Raw genomic sequence first — 19,485 nt, 5'->3', positions numbered from 1 at the left:
TTTCATTTCAATCTATATAAATGTTAAAAAAGAACAATAATAGCAAATGGTTTCACTCATTGACAAACTAGTATTCCTAACCTATACTTTCACTAAAGATCGATAAATTAAAATACGATGAAAAAAATATCGTGCTATTTTAGTAAAATGATGAGAGAATCTCAGCTGATGAAAAGATAGAAGGTGAAAAAAAGACGGATAACCTATAAAACACGAACAAGCTCGTTCAATTATCCGTTATTTTTACTGAGTGTACTTGATTTATTATGTATATTTTTACAAATCTAACTAAAAAATGGAGGACTATTTATGCCAAACAACAAGCAAAGAATCCCTTTCCGTTATGATATTGTCGGTAGTTTTTTACGCCCTGACTATTTGAAAAAAGCACGTGCGGCTTTCCTTGACGGGACTATTACAAAAAATGAATTAACAACCATCGAAGATCAAGCAATCATTGATTTAATTGAGAAACAAAAAAATGCTGGACTTTATGCTGTAACGGATGGTGAATTTCGCCGACGTTGGTGGCATTTAGATTTTATTGCAAGCTTAAATGGTATTACTGTCTATGATTTCCAAACAACTGCTTTTGGCATTACGACAGACGCTCAAGGAACATATGTAAGTGGCCCACTATCTTTTTCAAAAGATCATCCGTTTCTTGATCATTTTCGTTTCACTCAAAAATATGCGTCGCCTCTTTTGGCTAAACAGACCATTCCTGGACCCAATATGATATTTTTAGACTCACTGATTTTATCCAAACAATACAAAGAGAATCCTATTTATAGTTCTTTAGAAACGTTCAAAGAAGATTTAATTAAAACCTATCAAGACGCAATCCAAGCTTTTTATGATGCTGGTTGTCGTTACTTACAAATAGATGATACAAGCTGGGGTGGATTATTTGATGATCGCTTTCGTGAATTGATTTCGAATAACGGTCTGGATGCTGATCAACTATTGAATGCTTTTCAAGACGTAACTGAAAAATGTTTAGTAAACAAGCCAGCTGATCTTGCTGTTACCTTTCATTTTTGTAAAGGTAATTTCCAATCCCATTGGCTTTATAACGGCTCTTATGAAACAATCGCCAAAAATTTATTTTCTATTGAAGCATTTGACGGCTTCTTTTTAGAATATGACGATGAACGTTCAGGTGGTTTTGAACCATTGAAGGAATTAAAAGATCAAAAAATCGTTCTAGGACTAATCACCACTAAAAAGGGCGAACTTGAAGACGTCTCAAGCGTTGAAAAGCGTATCAAAGAAGCGAGCAAATTTGTGCCGTTAAATCAAATTTGTCTCTCTCCTCAATGCGGTTTCGCATCGACACACGAAGGAAATCACCTAACTGAAGAAGAGCAATGGGCTAAAGTTCGACTAGTCGTTGATATAGCTAAAGGTGTTTGGCAAGACGCTTAACTAAAGGAGGATAGAACAGAAGCTTATTTTTCAAAGGGGTTGCTCCTGCTCCCACTGTTTATTCGCATTTAGGGTGTGAAATAAAAGTGATTTTTACTTTTGTCTCGCACCCTTTTAAACAGTAAAAATCTGTTTAGTTTTCTTTACAAATTTCATTATTTTTTTTACTTTATCGATTTACTGAATGTGCCATATAGGTAATCCTATGATGCAAGCCACGAATCGCAACGGATATTTCATAAATCAACCTTAGGCAAGCCCTTAAACTATTCCGACTGCTTATGATAATAAAATAACTGTGCTTACTTGGCATAGACTTCCTCAACTTCGTTTAAACCAACTGGCTCATCTACACTAACTATATTAAAAAAGAAAGCGTATTTATTTACTAAAGCGATTCATTCATTTCATATTATCAGGATTTTATTCCTCACTTCCTTTATAAATAAAAAGAACTCCGTTATAATGGTATTATTATGTATATAGAATTGAGGGATGTTTATGTCATTTGATGGCGTATTTACTCATGCAATGGTCTCCGAATTATCAGAGACTTTAGCCACCGGCCGAATTTCAAAAATTCATCAGCCATACGAAAATGAAATTATTTTAGTGATCCGGACTAAGGGAAAAAATCATAAATTACTATTATCAGCTCATCCAAGTTATGCTCGAGTCCAGCTAACCGAAATCGCTTATGCCAATCCAGATACACCGCCAAACTTTGTTATGATGTTGCGGAAGTTTCTTGAGGGTGCTATTTTAGAACAGATTCACCAAGTCGAAAATGATCGTGTGATCCACTTTACCTTCACTAAAAGAGATGAACTCGGAGATCTCCAAAATATTGTTCTGATTGTTGAATTAATGGGCAGACACAGCACGATTGTTTTGGTCAACAAAGAAAACGGCAAAATTTTAGATGCTATCAAACATATTGGTAGTTCACAAAATAGCTATCGCTCGTTGTTACCAGGGGTTGAATACATCGATCCACCGAAACAAACCCAACAAAACCCATTCGAATCAAGTAAAGAAAAAGTCTTTGAAATTCTTTCAAAAGCAAGTGAACTTAATGGAAGCTATTTACAAAGTCAATTTCAAGGGTTGGGCAAAGATACTGCTGACGAGATTGCCTTTCGTTTAAATGAACGTCCTAATGAAAAAATGCTTGTGTGGCAGTCATTTTGGTCTTCTCTTGAACATGAACTCGCACCCACGTTAACAATCACAGAGAAAAAAGAATTTTTTACCCCTCTTCCATTTTCATCACTTGAAGGTAAGCAAGAAAATTTTGTGAACCTCAGTGAATTACTCGATACTTTTTATGGTGGAAAAGCAGAAAAAGACCGCGTTAAGCAACAAGGTGGCGAACTGATCCATAAAATTGAAAATGAACTGAAGCGAAATCAAAGTAAACTGGTAAAACTCCAACAAACCTTAGCCGATACTGAACATGCAGAAAATTATCGTCGAGATGGTGAACTTTTAACAACTTTTATGGCTCAAGTTCCAAAAGGTGCTCCATTCGTTGAATTACCAAACTATTACGAAGAAGATAAGTTGTTGAAAATAAACCTGAACCCAGCACTTACACCAAATCAAAATGCTCAAAAGTACTTTCAAAAATATCAAAAACTGAAAAATGCTGTTAAAGTGGTGCATGGCCAAATTGAACAGACTAATCAAGAAATCCGCTATTTAGAATCCGTCCTATCACAATTGGAAATAGCAGGCCCAATGGATATTCAAATGATTCGTGAAGAATTAATCGAACAAGGCTATGTTAAAAACCGCGGTGCAAAAAAACAGAAACAACCAAAGAAAAGCAAACCAGAAGAGTTCTACTCATCTGACGGTAGCCTGATTCTTGTAGGGCGTAACAACCTGCAAAATGATCAATTGACGCTTAGAACAGCTAAAAAGACAGATATTTGGTTGCATGCAAAAGATATTCCTGGCTCTCATGTGATCATCAAAGAGAGCGATCCATCTAATGAAACATTAGTAGAAGCAGCAAATCTTGCCGCTTATTATTCTAAATATCGTTTATCTGCACAAGTTCCCGTAGACTATGTACAAGTAAAACATGTCCATAAACCTAATGGAGCTAAACCTGGATATGTCATTTATGAAAATCAAAAAACGATATATGTTACTCCAGATGAACAATTACTTGAAACATTAAAAACGAACACACCTCATTAAGAGGGATGTTCGTTTTTTTTAATCGCGAGCAACCATCGCTCGTTTTACTAAATTATTAGAAACCTCAGAAATAATATCGTTCGCTGTTACACCTTGCAATAACGGTTTTTTTAGCGTCATATAAAAAATATACTTTGGATCTTCCGTTGGAGTAATCGTCACAACCGAATGTAGATATTCTTGTTTTTGATAAATACCATTTTCAAAGAATTCTGCTGTTCCCGTTTTAGCGGAGACATTGATTCCGTCCATAGCATATTCTTTCCCCATACCATATTTAGGATCTATCGTAACATCTTTCATATACTCCAAGACTTTTCCAGCTGTTTCGCTTGAAATCGGTGTTCCAACTACTTCTGGTTGAATGATGGTTTCTTTTCCATTCGAAGAAACAACTTTACTGATCATATTAGGTTTTAGCATTTCCCCTCCGTTAGCAATGGCTGTGTAAGCCTGAAGCATCTGTAAATGAGTCACTGAAATTCCTTGTCCATATGATGTCATTGCTCTGTCGACTGTTGTTTTATTCTGGATTTCTCCAGTGGCCTCACCCGTCAACCCGAAATTTGTACTTTGACCAAAACCAAATTTTTTTAGATATTCTTGCCATAAATCAGGCATCCGCTCTTGAAGTGTCACCATTCCGACATTACTTGACCAAGCTAGACCTTGTCTAAATGTCATATTGCCCTCTCCAACGCCATTATTCCAATCATTGATTTGTGTATCGTCGATTTTGATATTTCCTGAAAGGAACTGCTCATTTTCACTGAATTTATTTTCTTCGATTGCACTTGCTACCATCATACTTTTCATCGTTGAGCCTGGTTCATAGACATCCTCTACAAGAATATTGCTCCAACGGGCTGTATTCGGATCTTCTAACCCTTTTCTTGTGTCTAATTCAAAAGAGGGTCTTTGTGAGGTCGCTAATATATTACCAGTTTTTGCTTCCATCAAAGTAGCTGTGATATGCTCAGGTTGGTATTTTTGTACTGCATCATTTAATAGTTCCTCTAGGTAAAATTGTAAGTTGCTATCCAATGTCGTATAAATATCACTTCCGTCAACGCGTTTTTTCTCTTTCGCACTTCCCGGTTTTACATCACCGAATGCAGAATTTTTTTCATAACTACGAGAACCATTTTGACCAGATAATTTGTCATTATAAGCCTCTTCGATTCCCATCACACCTTGTTCGTTGCCTTTATCATCTTGATTGGTATAGCCAATAAAATAAGAAGCGAAGTTCCCAACTTGATAGGCACGTTTTTTCTCTTCACGGAAATAAATACCTGAAATCTTTTTCTTCTTTAATTCTTCTTCAATCGTTCTTTTTGTTTCAAAATTCAAATTTTTGCCATTTGTCCCAAATTCGACCGTTGTAACCTGTTTTCCCTCTTTATTTACACTTGGTTTTAATTGTTTTAATGTTAGTTCTTTCTCGATTTTTACATATTTTTCAAAAATTTCAGCAATTGTTGGCCAATCTTTTTCTTGGACATACAATTTGTTTCCTTCTAAATCAGTATAGTTTTCATCTAAAATAGCATATAACGAAAATGCACTCGAATCTTCGACTAAGACATTGCCATCTTTATCCAAAATCGATCCTCGTCTTGCTTCTAATGTCTCATGAACTTCATACAACTCTTTCGTTTTTTCAGAAAGAGAAATTCCTGCAACTTTCCCTGTAATCAGAATATAGGAAAGTCTAATTGTAAAGAGTAAAAAGATCAACATCGTCAAAAATAAAATTATCACACCAACACGTTTTCTATTTTTAATTGTTGAAAGATTATGATTCTTTATTATACCTTTTATTTTTTTCATTCTAGCTTATCTCCAAATTGAGTTTTTGTGTTCATCTCTACATAAAATTCCCTATTTATAGGGAATCTTACAGAGGAGAGTATACATTCATTTTACCTCTTTTATTTACCGATTTTCTGCTTCTATTTTGCTTCTTAAACAAAAATTAGAGTATTGAAAAAATACGGCCCTTTTCCTTAGTTGGGCTTTTTTTATCTGTTCTATTCTTCTCTCTTGAAATTCTAAAAAGCTACTAAGTTGATAAATGAGTCGAAGTCACATCTAACACGTCTGTTAAGAAAGAATCGATCAACATACCGTTAAAAAAGAACATAGCCCAAATCTCTTTGAGTTATGTTCCTGCTTCACTTATTTTTTTCTTGCTACGTGTACTTTCAATTGCTTACCTTTAATCGTTCTTTCTTTCATTGCTTGAATAACCAGTGGGCCTTTTCCATTTAAAATATCAACGTATGTCACATTTTCTTGGATAGTGATGATTCCGATATCTCCAGATGTGATTCCTTCGATTTTTGAAATAGTACCTACAAAATCAAGTGCTCGTAATTTCTTTTTCTTACCGCCATTAAAATAAACTTTTGTAATTTCTTCATTCACACGTTTGGCTTTTTGGTGCTTTGGCTTTTGCTTAGTTGTTATTTTCTTCTCAAATGCTGCTTTATTTCTTGCTACTTGTTTAGCATTCGGTAGCGTGATTCGTGTCATTGTTAATTCACCAAAAGACTCGATTTCTTTTTTTAAGGAATCTTCTTTTGATGTGACAAATGTCAATGCATACCCTTCTCTACCTGCACGACCAGTTCTTCCTACACGGTGAACATAACTTTCTTTTTCAAATGGAACATCTAGATTAATAACATGCGTAATATTCTCAATATCGATACCACGGGCCGCTACATCTGTTGCTACAAGGTAACGAAACTTGCCTTTTCTAAAAGCATCCATTACGTCAAAGCGATCTTCTTGCATCATACCACCATGTAATTTTCCAACAGGATATCCTGTTTTGACTAAGAAATCGTATGTGTCATTGACTTTTTCTTGAGTATTAGCAAAAATGATACATGTATCTGGATTTTCAACGATCGTTACTGCCTCTAAAGCAGCAAATTTATGTTCTTCTGTTACATCTAAAAAGGCATGTTGAATCTTTGGTGTTGTTTTTTCTGATGCTTCGATTTTTACAACAACTGGTTCACGTAAATACGTGCTACTCAGTTTTTCAATTGTTTTTGGCATCGTCGCAGAGAAAAGCAGCGTATTTTTAGCTTCTGGTAATGCCGCTATAATCTCTTTTACTTGTTCAATAAATCCCATGTTCAACATTTCATCTGCTTCGTCGATTACTAAACAATTGATTTTTTCAAGAGGAAGCGTTCCTTTTAGAATATGATCTAACACTCGTCCAGGCGTTCCAACGACGATATGGCTTTTTTGTTTTAATTCTGATTTTTGTTTTACGTAAGACGCTTTCCCGTAAACAGCTGTTGCTTTTATTCTTTTATAACGACCGATATTGATTATATCTTCTTGCACTTGTTGGGCTAACTCTCTTGTTGGTTCTAAAACAAGGACCTGTGGTTTATTTTCTATCCAGTCGACTGTTTCACAAAGCGGTATAGCAAAACTAGCTGTTTTTCCACTACCGGTCTGTGATTGAACTAGCAAATCTTTCCCTTCCAAAACAGCTGGAATTACTGCCTGTTGGACGAGTGTTGGTGTTTCGTACCCTAAATCTGAAATGGCTTCTAGGATTATGTCACTTATTGGATAGGTACTAAAGTTTATTTTGTTCATTGTTACCCCATTCTTCTATTTTATCGATCAAAACATTTTACACACTGTAAAGACTTATTCTGCGTGAGCTGATTTGTAATCATAGTTGTCTAAACTCTTTTTAGACTCAGTTCCCTATTATCCATGAAAAGTCATTGAACTGCAAGAGGCTACATCATTCTCGTTTTTTTACCTCACGTTAGTCTTTATTTATTAAAACATTATTTTTCTTAAAAAAACAAATTTTATAGTATACTAATGAAGAACAATGATTGAAAGAGAAGAAGGTATTTTCATGAAAATTATTAAGAAATATGGTTTTTTTATTATGATTACGGTTATTATCAGCGAATTGACATTTCCTTTTGTTTTTGCAAATTTTTATCCAGATTATGATCCAATTACAATGTTAATCAGTGATTTTGGTGAAGACGGTAGCCCAATAAAAACTGTTTTTAAAATTTGGCAACTGATTGATGGCGGATTATTTCTTTTGACCATCCCTAGTTTTTATGAACGATTCAAACATACATCAAAACCACTTGCTAAATGGCTTAGTATTATGATGGCTGGTTTTGCAATTGGTGATTGTGTTATTACTGGAATTTTTGATCGCTCAACAAATACAACTAAAATAAATGTCGAATCAATCATTCACGACTACTTATCAGGATTAGGTTTTGTAGCACTTCTTATTGCTGTATATATTTTGACCAAGCTTTATAATTTAGAAAAAGAACAACTAGTTGTTCAATTATTTCTCATTATTTTTCTCTTATCTATTTGCTTTATGCTTTTATTCGCTGCACCTAAAATTCCTATAATTAATCAAGTCCGTATCCCTTATCGAGGTCTTTGGCAACGATTAAATTTATTATTTCTCTATTTGCCCTTCTTTCTTGTATCTTTAAAAAGTATACATTGGAAAAATAAAAAAGATCAATCACGATGATAGCTTAAGGCTACAACGTGATTGATTTCAATTTTGATTCCTTGTTATATTACTTAATCTATATTTCACGTGCAATCTACAAATAGGGTTTGGTAATTACATCGCTAGAAATCGATAATTCTTTAGGTGTTCCACTAAAAATTAATTGGCCTCCCTTGGCACCGCCCTCTGGACCAATTTCAATGAGCCAATCCGCTTGTTTGATGATACTCAAATGATGTTCTAAAAGAATCAAGCTCCTGCCTTCATCAACCATTTGATTAAATAGCCTCAGTAAGTAATTGATATCGTGTAAATGTAACCCATCCGTTGGCTCATCTAATAAATAAATCGTTCCCTTTTTATGCAGTTGGTTCGCTAACTTCAAACGTTGCAACTCTCCACCAGAAAGTGTGGTCAAAGACTGATTCAGCCTTAAATAACCTAATCCGACTTCTATTAATGTTAACAATTCTTTTTTAAAAGACAGACTTGAAAAAAAGTCGCAACTCTCAGTGACTGTCATTTCTAAAACATCGACAATTGTTTTACCTTCGTATCTGTATTTCAGAACTTCTGGATCATAACGTGTTCCCTGACAAACTTCACAAGTGGTTACGATATCTTCCATAAAAGCCATATCAGAAATGATCACCCCTTTGCCGCGACATCTTGGACAAGCGCCTTTTGAATTATAGCTGAATAATGCAGCACTCACCCCATTTTCTTTGGCAAACAGTTCACGAATTTTCCCAAAGATATCTAAATATGTTAACGGAGTAGAGCGTAAGTTGATTCCGATACTTTTTTGCGAAATCGCCACAATTTCTTGATTTTTTTCAATAGCAGTCTGACGGATGAGCTCACCTAATGAAGATTTGCCTGAACCTGCGACACCGCAAATAACCGTCAAGACACCTAGTGGTACTCCTGCTGAAAAGTCTTTTAAATTATGGAGAGTGCTATTTTTTATCTCTAAAACGTTTTTGGGTTTGCGAGTCTTTTCTTTAATTTGTATTGTTGTCTGTAATGCTTCACTTGTGATTGTTCCTGCTTGAATAAATTTAGAATACTCTCCTGCAAATTGAAGTTCTCCTCCGCCTTCTCCGGCCCTTGGTCCCATATCAAGAATATAATCTGCTGATCGGATTAATTGAGGGTTATGTTCTACTAAAATAACTGTATTGCCCTTATTCTTTAAAGAAAGCAATGCTTTATTCATTCGATCAATATCTTTCGGGTGAAGCCCTGCGCTCGGTTCATCTAAAATATACATCATATCATTCAATGCGCTATTAATGTATTTAGAAATTCTTATACGTTGCGCTTCTCCACCTGAAAGACTGCCTGTCGATCTGCTTAAAGTTAAATAACTCAACCCAATTTCATTTAATGCCTTTAACCGTTTTTGAATTTCAGGTTTGACATCTACTGCTAAGGGTTCATCGATTTTCTCAATAAAAGAAGTCAATTCATCCAGTGAAAACATCACCACATCAGCTATATTTTTCCCAAAATTTTACAACTTCTCACCCGTTCATTTACTCGAGTACCATGACAAGACGGACACGGTTCAATTGTAACGAAGCGATCTAATTGTTTTTGGTGTCTTTTTCCTTCATCTGACTGGAGAATACTTCGTTTCATTCTTGGAATCAATCCTTCAAAAAGTGCCGAATGAGGCCATTTTTCTGGCGGATTTCCCAATTTTTGTTGTGGTGCATACAAAAATAATTCTAGTTCTTCTTTCGAATAGTCTTTTATTTTTTTATCTAAATCAAATAGACCACTGTCCGCATATCGTTTCCAACGCCAAAAGCCAGCATGGAAAGTTGGAAAATCAATCGGTCCTTCGTTTAGTGATTTAGTAAAGTCGACTAATTTATGGATATCAATAGTCGTTACAGTCCCAATACCATCACATTCTGGACACTTTCCGTCAGGATGATTGAAAGAAAACGTATCAGAATAGCCGATAAATGGTTTTCCTACTCTTGAAAAAAGCAAACGTAAAAAAGTATAAATATCGGTATAAGTTCCGACCGTTGATCTGGAATTTGAAGATAACTTCTTTTGCTCAATTACAATCGCAACGGGTAAATTTTCAATATTACCGACAACTGGTCTAACATATTTTGGTAAATATTTTTGTAGAAAACTTGGAAAAGTATCATTCAATTCTCTGCGAGATTCTGCAGCTAAAGTGTCAAAAATCAAAGAAGACTTTCCAGAACCAGAGATGCCTGTTACGACTGTCAGTTGATGTTTTGGGATTTTCGTCGTGACATGTTTTAAATTGTTTTGTGTTGCGTTTTTTATTTTGATCCATTCTCTTTCCATTTGATTCCTCCTATCAGCGTGATGCTATGAAGATACATACTTACACTATTCCATTTGCTACTTAAAAATTCTTGTATCTAACTATTTATTATAGAACGATGGAAAGTGTATTACGAGTAAACGTGATCCATCTTTTTTATTCGTTTTGAAATCAAGAGAAAACTTGTAAAAATTCAGTTTTAACTCAAGAAGAGTGTTGAAGTAATCGGGCTAATGTAAATAGTTTTTACGTTTTTCAATTCTAAAAGCACATCATCGAAAAGATTTATTCGAGAAGGGGGAGCAAAAGTGATTCAGCCAAAAAGACTTTTACAACATCGTTTTTTTGTCGACTTATACGTTTGCTACATAGAATTGATTTTCAATTATGAATTACAAAAAAAGTGCTGGAAATAATTCCAACACTTCACAGATAAGCTCTAGCCCCCAATCCCATTTTGCTTATATAAATCTGAATTCATTGAAATTTGATCAGAATTGGCAATGTAACTGAGACTACTCACTTGTAAGCTATTTAATTTAATCTTGATACTACGTAATTTGACTTCAAAATACTCAATATATAGATTTTTCTGCCAAACTATCTCAATCGGAAATCCTTCCCCTCATCTTTTCTTTTGACTAAGAAGTTGTTCAACAAAAATCCCTATTCATTCCTTTTTAAATTTAGAAAATAGAAATTCAAGATAATGAAAAATAAAATTGAGTTCAATGTTAGTCCTGAAGAATGAATTTCCTTATATCTTTCACCGCAACATTTTTATTCTCTCCTAAAAACAACTGGTGCCTTCCCTTTTCATATATTCTCACTGAGACTTTCATTTTTATTGCTTTAGCAATGTAATAGGCACTTTTGTAGTAAGTTGTTTCATCCTGTCGATTTTGTAGAATGAGCATTTTTTTATTTGCTGTTGATTGACTCTCGTTTTTTAATTTTTTCTTTGTCTTTTGAAGCAACAATAAAAATTGATAACAGGAACGAATGGACGTTGTTTTGGCAGAACGAAAATAATAAGTCAGTTTCTCTTGTTTTTTTAAAAGTATCCCTTCCGCGATGTCTTGCATGATGACATTAACATTATAAAGATAGATAGGTGTACTACATAAAATGAGTTGATCCACTGATTCTCTCTCTGATGCTTGGATTGTCAATAAGCCTCCCATTGAAAAGCCTATGCATGTAATATGAGTATATAGTTGCTCTAGTTCATCTAGTTTACGTTTCACATCCATTATCCATTGGTCAGATGTCGCTTTTGAAAAATGTTGTTTATCTCCATCATGTCCAGTTAATTGAATCCAAAATGATGGAAGATTATTTTGCTTTAAGTATTCATGTAGATAGAGAATTTCATGTTCATTGCCTCCAAATCCATGAATGATCAATATCGCTCGTTTTTTCATCATAGCCAACCTTCTTGTATTTTTACTTGAAATCGTTATATACTGTTTATTCTACCTTGAATAGGCACACGCATTGTTTATATGTTCTCTAAATTTAATGAAAATTTAGCATTCAATTCTTTCTATCGACAAAAAAATAAAGTAAAACGATGGTTGATTCATCTATCTTACTTTATTTATTATTTTTATGCTTGCTTTGTTGGTAATATCGTCATTTCAGTAATTCCGACTGAATCGGGTTGAGAGATTGCAAATAAAATTGTTTGTGCGACAGCATCTGGTGTAATAGCAATTTGATAAAATTGTTCCATTCCACTTTTTACTTCTGGTGTTGAAATAGTATCTAGTAATTCAGTTGCAATCGCCCCTGTATAAAGAGTAGTTGTGCGAATGTTGGTACCTTCCATGGCAGATTCCATACGAAAACCATCCATAATCGCACGGACTGCATGTTTCGTTCCAGTATAAACACTATTACCAGGGAACACTTTCAATCCGTCAATTGAGCTTGTTGTAATCACATGCCCTGATTTTTGTGCAGCGAATTCTGGTAAAACTGCTGCGAGTGAATTAAGCACTCCTTTAATGTTGATATCGACCATGTCATTCCACTCTTCTATCTTTAATTCACTCATATTGGACGCCGGCATAATTCCTGCGTTTGCAAAAAGGACATCAACTTTACCAAAATGATCTTTTGCAACTTGTATTAGTTTTTCTACATCTTTCACATTACGCACATCCGTAACAGCATATGCACTATTTCCACCGAATTTTTTGACAAGCTCTTTCAGGCGATCTTCTCTTCTAGCACCTAAAACGACTTTTGCGCCGTTCTTAATCAATAGTTTTGCTGTGGCTTCTCCTATTCCAGATGAAGCACCTGTAATAATGACCACTTTATCTTTTACATTGTTCTTCATAATTTTGGCTCCCTTTACTTTTATTATTTGTCTACCCAATATCTTAACCATAATGTATCCTCTTCAATGATCTCAACTGACTTCAATTTAAACCCAACTGGTGCTAGTTCTGGTAAAGTCTCTACTCGCCCAAAAATAGTATTAGTATCCGTTCGCTCATCAGCTACTGGTGTCATCACAATGCTTACTTCATCAATCAATCCTTCTTGTAAAAATGACCAATTGATATAACCGCCACCTGAAACCATTAATGTTTTGATACCAAATAAAGCCAATAGTTTTTCTGAAGCAAGTGTACAATCAATTTGTTTGCTTCCAGCAAAAACATACGAAATTTGATGCTCTCTAAGGTACGCAATATACTCATCACTAGCCTTATCTGTTACTATTTCGATAATGTGGGCTTCCGTACGATTTTCATATTAAATTGTATTAGTTGTCCAACCAACTTTACCTGAAGGCTCTGCTGAAACAATATACATTTCTGCATTTTCTTGTGCAACATAATCGGTTCTAGGGTAAGGTGTTGTAATTTTTTTAACACAGGTTTGTGAAAATCAGTAAAATTCTTCTCCATTGTAACTCTATCGCATAACCATGCCTGACTTTGATAAGCATTATTGGTTATTTCATAAGCCATGCTACCAGAAGTAGCATACTTTGAACTCATATAACCACCGCTGATTTTTCCATTTATTGACGTCAGCATATGGCAAATGATCTTTGGTCTTTGCATTCTATTATTTCTCCCATTTATTGTGACATTTCACTTTTTTTCCATTGGTAATCAGAGTACAAAACGTTACTAACATCATGATTATACCTTCTGCAATAAAAATGCTCGTATTTTCTTTGGAAGGAAGCATGTTTTTTAATAAAGAAATCGTTACAGGTGCAAAAGCCGCTCCAATATTGAAACCTATCAACAATAAAGATGTGCTCTTTTGCGAATTTCCTTGTCTATTTTGAGTTACTTCGTTAAATAAATATGGAATGAACGTACGGAAGGAAAAACCGCATAAAATGACAGCAATTGAAATTGAGGTTAAATCATGAGATAAGGCTATCATAAACATCGAGATCCCTAAAATAAAAAATGCAATCGGTACTGTCCATTTTTTTGTTATGGTCACGATTGACCCAAATAACGCTCCAGCAGTCATGGCTCCTAAACCAACCAAAGCCATCAAATTACTACCATCCGTAGCATCTCCTAAACCTTTTTCAAGTAATAAAGAGGTGATTTTCACTGTTACTGACATGTAAATAGTTACAACTAAAATCAGCAAAGCAATATAACCATACGTTGATGGCATGATTTTCTGATCCTCTGACTCATTTTGATGGTCCGCTTCTATTGAAACATCTGGAACAAAACATGTAAACAGTACAAAAATCGGTAGCGCTAGCAGATACGCAAAAAATGAACTACGCCAATTCATTATCAGTAGTTGACCAACTGTAAACGTGATGATCATTCCGCCAATCCCTTCAAATGAACTTTGAAAACCAATAACAGATGACAGTTCTTTCCCATTATACAATTTTCCTGCTATAGAAAAGAGTAGAGGATTGAGTAATCCGATTCCAATGCCAAATAATATTCTACTAAAAAATAGAAACCAAAAAGACTGTAAAAAAACTGGCATAATTCCTGCACCTAGTACAGTTCCGATTCCTAATTGAACTGTAAATTTGTATCCAAACCGTCTAGCAAAGCTATGACTAAATGGTACTGTTAAGATAATAAACAGAGAAGGAATTGTCGTAATCAATTCAATCAGGATTGGGCTTATAGTTGGATAAGTTGCCATAATTGCTGGAATATTCGCAGCAATTGCTCCGCCTGATACTACAAGTAATGACACAGATAGTAGCGAAATTTTCGTTATTTTATTCACTGCGTCGTCTCCTTTTTAAACTACGCAAAAGACAGTTATTATTTTTTATTCACCAAATATTTCTTTTGCTAAAGTAAAAGCCGACCACGCTTTCGGCCAACCTGTATAAAAAGCTAAATGCGTGATTATTTCCACCATTTCTTCTTTCGATACACCATTTTGTTTTGCAATTTTCATATGTGCTTCTAATTGTGGTACGCCTTGAGTTAATAAGCTTGAACAGGTAATCAAGCTACGGTCACGTGCTGAAAGTTGTTCCTCTCTAGACCAAACTGCACCAAATAATACATCATCGTTTAATTCTGCAAATTTTGGTGCAAACGAACCTAATTGATCTCTGCCAGCTGTTTGTTTTTTCATTAGGTAGGACTCCCATCTTTGATTTATTTTTATAATTGATTGTATTGTTCATCTGAAACAGGTTCTAACCATTCTGGTGTTCCAGCTGTAATGGCTAAATGTTCAAACCAACTATCTTTTGCCGCACCATGCCAATGTTTCACCCCATCATGGGTAACGATAACATCTCCAGAAGTTAAAAATTGCGCTGGTTTCCCCTCTTCTTGATACCAACCTTCGCCACCCGTTACTAATAATAGTTGAAATCCATTATGATGAATGTGCCAATTATTGCGGCAACCAGGTTCGAATGTAACATTTCCCACACCTACACTGATGTTAGGATCTGCAATTAAGTTTTTTAAATAGCTTTGACCGATAAAGTATTGTGCATATGCGTCATTTCTTTCACCTACAGGAAAAATAACACCGTTTTTTACTTCTTCAAATTTTGCCATTTTCTATTCCTCCACTCCATTTTTTTGCTCTTGATTCAGCCAATTTTTGATTGCAATATTTGATTTTTCAACTCTTGAACCACGAATAGGTAAACCAATATGAATCCTAGAATTCGGACATAATTTCTGTAGATCACTGATACTATTCCCCATTCCACTGCCTTCGTGTGTACAAAAAGGATAAATATTTTTTCCAGAAAAATCGTGTTCCTCTAAAAAAGTTGCCATAACCATTGGTAAGGTCCCCCACCAATTTGGATAACCTAAATAAATTGCTCGATAGTGCTCTAAATTTATGTCTATTGGCTGATATATTGGTCGCTCGTTCGTTTCTTTTTCCTGTTCTGCTTGCATAACTACACGTTGATACTCTTTTGGGTACATTATTTTAGGGATAATTTCAACTGCTTCAGCATTGAGTTCCTCAGCAATTTTTAGTGCTACAAGTTTTGTATTTCCTATATACAAATTCTTTTTCTTTCCATCAACCAAATTTTCAAAAGCTCGAGAAAAATAAATGATTGCGGTCATGTAATCACCTTCTTTTATCCTTTACTTATACAAAGAAACAGGCTGCATCATCTACTTACAAGTAAATGATACAACCTGATACATTATGCGTCTAATGCCTAACTCACTCAACAACTATGCCTTAAAAGCATCATTAAATCGTTGAATAAATTCTTTTACTGCTGGCGTTTGGATCCGATTTTTCTTCCAAACAAGAACACAATTTGTTTTAACCTCGGGAACTAATGGGACAAATGTTAGTTCCTCATGCTGGCCGTTAGTCGTTGCCCCTTCAATTGTTAAGGCAGAGCCCACACGATTTTCAACTAGAGAAAAAACGTTGAAAATCAAATTAAATGTGCCGACCACATTTAACGTATTTAAGGATTTTCCAAGCCAACTTTCAAGCATCGACTGAACTTCTGATCGATTTGAACTTAATAATGGAACCCCTTTTAAATCATCAGGATGAATCGTTGTTTTTCGCGCAAGAAATGAATCATTAGACACCAATAATCCCCATTTTTCTTCTCTTGGCAAAATAATTTTTTCGAAGTTTGGTGTAGCAATTGGCTCTAATAAAATGGCTAAGTCCAAAATTCCTTTTTCCAATTTATCGCTAATATCATCACTCGTACCAGATACAATATTAAACGTTATTTGAGGATAGTCACTTACCAATTCCTCCAACATCATCGCCATCGTATCTGAATTATCTGCTTCAACACAACCTATTGAAAAATGTCCACTTAAAAAGCTCTTACTTTGCGCTTCAAATTCACGTTCGGTTTGCTCGGCTAAAGTTAGAATCTCTGCTGCACGCTCTTTTAAAAAATACCCTTCTTCAGTTAAAGTCAATTGCTTTTTTTCACGAATAAATAGTGGCGCACCTAATTTATCCTCAAATTCTTTGATTTGTCGACTTAAAGTCGGTTGTGTAATATGCAGTACTTTTGCTGCTTTTGAAAAATTTCTTTCTTCTGCAACTGTCCAAAAATATCGTAGTTCTCTTAATTCCATTTTCGGTTCTCCTTTTGAGCTTACACGCCTATTTTACATCAAACTAACGATGGTCGCCCATACGGTCCGACCATTGATTCTTTTGATAGAATACCATTCATTATGCAAGTTGATCCACATTTTACCTAGCCAAAAAAAAGTTAATATATAAGCGAAAAAATTTCCTTCAAATCTAGAAAACCATTTAAAGTTACAGGATTCGGCTTTCTTAATTCTAAAACTAGAATTGTCATGACGATTGCCAATACAGCATCGATAAAAGTCGTTAAGCGTTCTTTACTCAATCTTCTTTTCCTTTCACAAGTGGTCTTTAAAATGATAGGTATTCATCGAGAATTTTTTTCTTTTCTATAAAGTTTCCATATCAATTACGAAGCGATATTTAACATCACTATTTAATACACGTTCATACGCAACGGAAACTTGATCCACCGTAATCATTTCAATTCTAGGTAACACATTTTTTTCGGCAGCAAAGTTGATCATTTCTTGTGTCATAGGAATTCCACCAACATTGGAAGCTGTGATAGTTGCTTGATTGCCGAATAGACTTCCCACATGGAAAGTTTGTGCTTCTGTAGCCAATCCGACATAAACCATCGCTCCATTAACTGTTAATAAACTTAAAAATAAGTCAACATCTAAACTCACTGCGACTGTATTTAAAATAAAATCAAACTGGCCTTTTAATTGCTTAAATGTTTCTGGATCACTAGTTAAATAATACGCGTCCGCTCCAAATTGTTGTGCTTCATTTTTTTTACTTTCGGAATGCCCTAAAACAGTTACCTCAGCACCTAATGCGTGTGCAAATTGCACAGCAATATGACCTAAACCGCCCATTCCGATGATTGCTACTTTCTTACCAGGTCCAACATTCCAACGTTTCATTGGCGCATACGTCGTGATTCCAGCACATAAAAGTGGACTCGCTTCAGCTAAATCAAGACTCTCAGGTACATGAATCACAAAGCGATCTTTCACAACAATACTTTGACTATAACCACCATAGGTCAAGTTTCCATCATAATCTTTTGAGTTAAAAACAACAACCACACCTTGGCTACAAAATTGCTCTTCTCCTCTTAGACAATATTCACATGCTCCACACGAATCGACAAAACAACCAACCCCGACACGATCACCCACTTTAAATCCAGTCACTTGATCACCAATTGCGGAAACAATCCCAGTTATTTCATGACCTGGAACCATTGGGTATACGCCGGAACCAAAATCATTGTCGACTTGATGAATATCTGAATGACAAATGCCACAATATTTAATATCGATTGCCACATCATCTGGTTTTAATGCTCTTCTTTCAATCACCGCTCGTTCAAAAGAGCCATAATTGCTATCTGTTGCTTGTAATACTTTTGTTTGGCATTTTTCACACATAAGAAAACTCCTTCTATTCTTCTTATTTATTTTGCTAGTATCCGTCTTTGAAGCTCGTCTTTTGCTACTTCTAATCGGTTGATTTGATCTTGCAATTCATTTCTTTGTTCAGTCAGTAGATCTTTTCTAGCTTGAGCTGATTTTTCTGGCTGATTAGATAATGTTACATATTCAATCAATCCTTCAATAGAAAGATCAACCTCTCTCATTTGTTTGATGAAACGAATCCAATCAGCATCAGCTTCAGTAAACACTCGTAATCCATCATGATTTCTCTTTACCTGTGGAATCAAACCAATTCGCTCAAAATAACGAATGGTATTGATTGACGTATTGGTTTGTTGGCTTACTTCTTTACTATTCATATGCTGAACGTCCTTAATAAAAAGAGGGTTTTGCCCAATCAGTATTAGGCTCGCTTACACCTAAACTGGTCTTCGCGTATTTAACTGGCTCATGAATAATCGTCATAATCAGTCTAGCCACAGCTTCTCTTGTAACTTGAGCACCAATAAATGGTTCGCCTTTTTGAGTCAATTCATAGTCTTCATTGCCTTTTTGATTGTATAACCAAGTTAATCTTAAAATAACATAATCTAATGAAGACTGCTCTAGCGCTTCTGCTGCTGCTAAATAGTTATAGGTAGCTGAACCAACCATATTAGCATTCCAGCGTCCAAAAAACCCCGCAACTTCATTGTAAATACCTAAAACGTTCGCTCCTATTAAATAATTTCCCCCTGAATCTTCCATTGCTTTCACAATTGATTGGGTTGCAGCTGGTGAACTCATATCATTTAAATACGCAATATCCACTCCAATTAAGGCTCGTTTCAATTTGTCTTGATCATTAAAATCACCTTCAATAATGACTTCTCTCGTTGGATCTTTCACAGAAATCCGACTTGAAAGATTGCGACCATATAAAACAAGATCATGATCTGTTTCTGTTAAAATCAATTCTGTAACCATTTTTGAAATTTGACCTGCTGCACCTAAAATTAGTATTTTTA

Annotated in this window: 17 protein-coding genes and 2 pseudogenes; 3 read left to right on the top strand and 16 right to left on the bottom strand. The window is 35.0% G+C overall.

Annotated elements, in window-relative coordinates; translation table 11 throughout:
- The first annotated feature begins 309 nt into the window (after positions 1 to 309).
- Positions 310 to 1,428: a 5-methyltetrahydropteroyltriglutamate--homocysteine S-methyltransferase gene (locus tag AC1PU0_RS07955; protein ID WP_206850136.1), complete on the top strand. Its 1,119-nt coding sequence runs from the start codon at positions 310 to 312 to the stop codon at positions 1,426 to 1,428.
- A 501-nt stretch (positions 1,429 to 1,929) separates the two neighbouring features.
- Positions 1,930 to 3,636, top strand: a complete 1,707-nt coding sequence (efbA, locus tag AC1PU0_RS07950; RefSeq protein WP_206850138.1) for a fibronectin-binding protein EfbA — start codon at positions 1,930 to 1,932, stop codon at positions 3,634 to 3,636.
- Between the two features lie 18 nt (positions 3,637 to 3,654).
- Here efbA and AC1PU0_RS07945 read toward each other — a convergent pair whose 3' ends face one another.
- Together AC1PU0_RS07945 and AC1PU0_RS07940 are read right to left on the bottom strand one after the other, a co-directional pair.
- Positions 3,655 to 5,469 carry a penicillin-binding transpeptidase domain-containing protein gene (locus AC1PU0_RS07945; RefSeq protein WP_206850140.1) on the bottom strand — a complete coding sequence of 605 codons (1,815 nt, stop codon included), beginning with the start codon at positions 5,467 to 5,469 and terminating at the stop codon, positions 3,655 to 3,657.
- 348 nt (positions 5,470 to 5,817) lie between these two features.
- Positions 5,818 to 7,266 carry a DEAD/DEAH box helicase gene (locus tag AC1PU0_RS07940; protein WP_206850143.1) on the bottom strand — a complete coding sequence of 483 codons (1,449 nt, stop codon included), beginning with the start codon at positions 7,264 to 7,266 and terminating at the stop codon, positions 5,818 to 5,820.
- Between the two features lie 274 nt (positions 7,267 to 7,540).
- Between AC1PU0_RS07940 and AC1PU0_RS07935 the strand changes: the two genes are divergently transcribed.
- Positions 7,541 to 8,197, top strand: coding sequence for a DUF998 domain-containing protein (locus AC1PU0_RS07935; RefSeq protein WP_111247116.1), 657 nt, complete (start codon positions 7,541 to 7,543; stop codon positions 8,195 to 8,197).
- Between the two features lie 76 nt (positions 8,198 to 8,273).
- On the opposite strand, the pseudogene AC1PU0_RS07930 reads toward AC1PU0_RS07935, so the two are convergent.
- The 14 genes and pseudogenes from AC1PU0_RS07930 to AC1PU0_RS07865 form a co-directional block, all read right to left on the bottom strand.
- Positions 8,274 to 10,516, bottom strand: a pseudogene (locus AC1PU0_RS07930) (ATP-binding cassette domain-containing protein).
- 714 nt (positions 10,517 to 11,230) lie between these two features.
- Positions 11,231 to 11,923 carry an alpha/beta hydrolase gene (locus AC1PU0_RS07925; RefSeq protein WP_242596614.1) on the bottom strand — a complete coding sequence of 231 codons (693 nt, stop codon included), beginning with the start codon at positions 11,921 to 11,923 and terminating at the stop codon, positions 11,231 to 11,233.
- A 182-nt stretch (positions 11,924 to 12,105) separates the two neighbouring features.
- Complete coding sequence (locus AC1PU0_RS07920) at positions 12,106 to 12,843, bottom strand: SDR family oxidoreductase (protein WP_206850144.1); 738 nt, start codon at positions 12,841 to 12,843, stop codon at positions 12,106 to 12,108.
- Positions 12,844 to 12,866: 23 nt separating this feature from the next.
- Positions 12,867 to 13,202 (bottom strand): dihydrofolate reductase family protein, encoded by a 336-nt coding sequence (locus tag AC1PU0_RS07915; RefSeq protein WP_479998807.1) that lies wholly within the window; start codon positions 13,200 to 13,202, stop codon positions 12,867 to 12,869.
- 26 nt (positions 13,203 to 13,228) lie between these two features.
- A complete protein-coding gene (locus tag AC1PU0_RS07910; protein ID WP_242596615.1) occupies positions 13,229 to 13,579 on the bottom strand; it encodes a hypothetical protein in 351 nt (116 codons plus the stop codon).
- Between the two features lie 4 nt (positions 13,580 to 13,583).
- On the bottom strand, positions 13,584 to 14,744 hold the full coding sequence (locus AC1PU0_RS07905; RefSeq protein WP_206850145.1) for an MFS transporter: 1,161 nt from the start codon (positions 14,742 to 14,744) through the stop codon (positions 13,584 to 13,586).
- A gap of 45 nt (positions 14,745 to 14,789) precedes the next feature.
- Positions 14,790 to 15,104, bottom strand: a complete 315-nt coding sequence (locus AC1PU0_RS07900) for a carboxymuconolactone decarboxylase family protein (RefSeq protein ID WP_111247118.1) — start codon at positions 15,102 to 15,104, stop codon at positions 14,790 to 14,792.
- Between the two features lie 29 nt (positions 15,105 to 15,133).
- Positions 15,134 to 15,541, bottom strand: coding sequence for a cupin domain-containing protein (locus tag AC1PU0_RS07895; RefSeq protein WP_111247119.1), 408 nt, complete (start codon positions 15,539 to 15,541; stop codon positions 15,134 to 15,136).
- 3 nt (positions 15,542 to 15,544) lie between these two features.
- Complete coding sequence (locus tag AC1PU0_RS07890) at positions 15,545 to 16,072, bottom strand: flavodoxin (RefSeq protein ID WP_206850146.1); 528 nt, start codon at positions 16,070 to 16,072, stop codon at positions 15,545 to 15,547.
- 114 nt (positions 16,073 to 16,186) lie between these two features.
- Entirely contained in the window at positions 16,187 to 17,071 is an 885-nt protein-coding gene (locus AC1PU0_RS07885) for a LysR family transcriptional regulator (protein WP_206850147.1), read from the bottom strand.
- Positions 17,072 to 17,104: 33 nt separating this feature from the next.
- Positions 17,105 to 17,304, bottom strand: a pseudogene (locus AC1PU0_RS07880) (TMEM175 family protein).
- A 115-nt stretch (positions 17,305 to 17,419) separates the two neighbouring features.
- A complete protein-coding gene (locus tag AC1PU0_RS07875; protein WP_206850148.1) occupies positions 17,420 to 18,472 on the bottom strand; it encodes an NAD(P)-dependent alcohol dehydrogenase in 1,053 nt (350 codons plus the stop codon).
- A 26-nt stretch (positions 18,473 to 18,498) separates the two neighbouring features.
- Positions 18,499 to 18,837: a MerR family transcriptional regulator gene (locus AC1PU0_RS07870; protein ID WP_111247123.1), complete on the bottom strand. Its 339-nt coding sequence runs from the start codon at positions 18,835 to 18,837 to the stop codon at positions 18,499 to 18,501.
- A gap of 13 nt (positions 18,838 to 18,850) precedes the next feature.
- Complete coding sequence (locus AC1PU0_RS07865) at positions 18,851 to 19,474, bottom strand: NAD(P)H-binding protein (protein ID WP_479998806.1); 624 nt, start codon at positions 19,472 to 19,474, stop codon at positions 18,851 to 18,853.
- Between the last annotated feature and the right edge of the window lie 11 nt (positions 19,475 to 19,485).

This window comes from Enterococcus sp. XAF26B05_ASV22, from assembly GCF_056727285.1.
Note: the sequence above shows the minus strand (reverse complement) of the source record. Positions and strands in the feature narration are given on the sequence as shown.

Coding starts and splice junctions, on each gene's coding strand:
- AC1PU0_RS07955 (WP_206850136.1), top strand. CDS start 310: ATGCCAAACAACAAGCAAAGAATCCCTTTCCGTTATGATATTGTCGGT.
- efbA (WP_206850138.1), top strand. CDS start 1,930: ATGTCATTTGATGGCGTATTTACTCATGCAATGGTCTCCGAATTATCA.
- AC1PU0_RS07945 (WP_206850140.1), bottom strand. CDS start 5,469: ATGAAAAAAATAAAAGGTATAATAAAGAATCATAATCTTTCAACAATT.
- AC1PU0_RS07940 (WP_206850143.1), bottom strand. CDS start 7,266: ATGAACAAAATAAACTTTAGTACCTATCCAATAAGTGACATAATCCTA.
- AC1PU0_RS07935 (WP_111247116.1), top strand. CDS start 7,541: ATGAAAATTATTAAGAAATATGGTTTTTTTATTATGATTACGGTTATT.
- AC1PU0_RS07925 (WP_242596614.1), bottom strand. CDS start 11,923: ATGATGAAAAAACGAGCGATATTGATCATTCATGGATTTGGAGGCAAT.
- AC1PU0_RS07920 (WP_206850144.1), bottom strand. CDS start 12,843: ATGAAGAACAATGTAAAAGATAAAGTGGTCATTATTACAGGTGCTTCA.
- AC1PU0_RS07910 (WP_242596615.1), bottom strand. CDS start 13,579: ATGCAAAGACCAAAGATCATTTGCCATATGCTGACGTCAATAAATGGA.
- AC1PU0_RS07900 (WP_111247118.1), bottom strand. CDS start 15,104: ATGAAAAAACAAACAGCTGGCAGAGATCAATTAGGTTCGTTTGCACCA.
- AC1PU0_RS07895 (WP_111247119.1), bottom strand. CDS start 15,541: ATGGCAAAATTTGAAGAAGTAAAAAACGGTGTTATTTTTCCTGTAGGT.
- AC1PU0_RS07890 (WP_206850146.1), bottom strand. CDS start 16,072: ATGACCGCAATCATTTATTTTTCTCGAGCTTTTGAAAATTTGGTTGAT.
- AC1PU0_RS07885 (WP_206850147.1), bottom strand. CDS start 17,071: ATGGAATTAAGAGAACTACGATATTTTTGGACAGTTGCAGAAGAAAGA.
- AC1PU0_RS07875 (WP_206850148.1), bottom strand. CDS start 18,472: ATGTGTGAAAAATGCCAAACAAAAGTATTACAAGCAACAGATAGCAAT.
- AC1PU0_RS07870 (WP_111247123.1), bottom strand. CDS start 18,837: ATGAATAGTAAAGAAGTAAGCCAACAAACCAATACGTCAATCAATACC.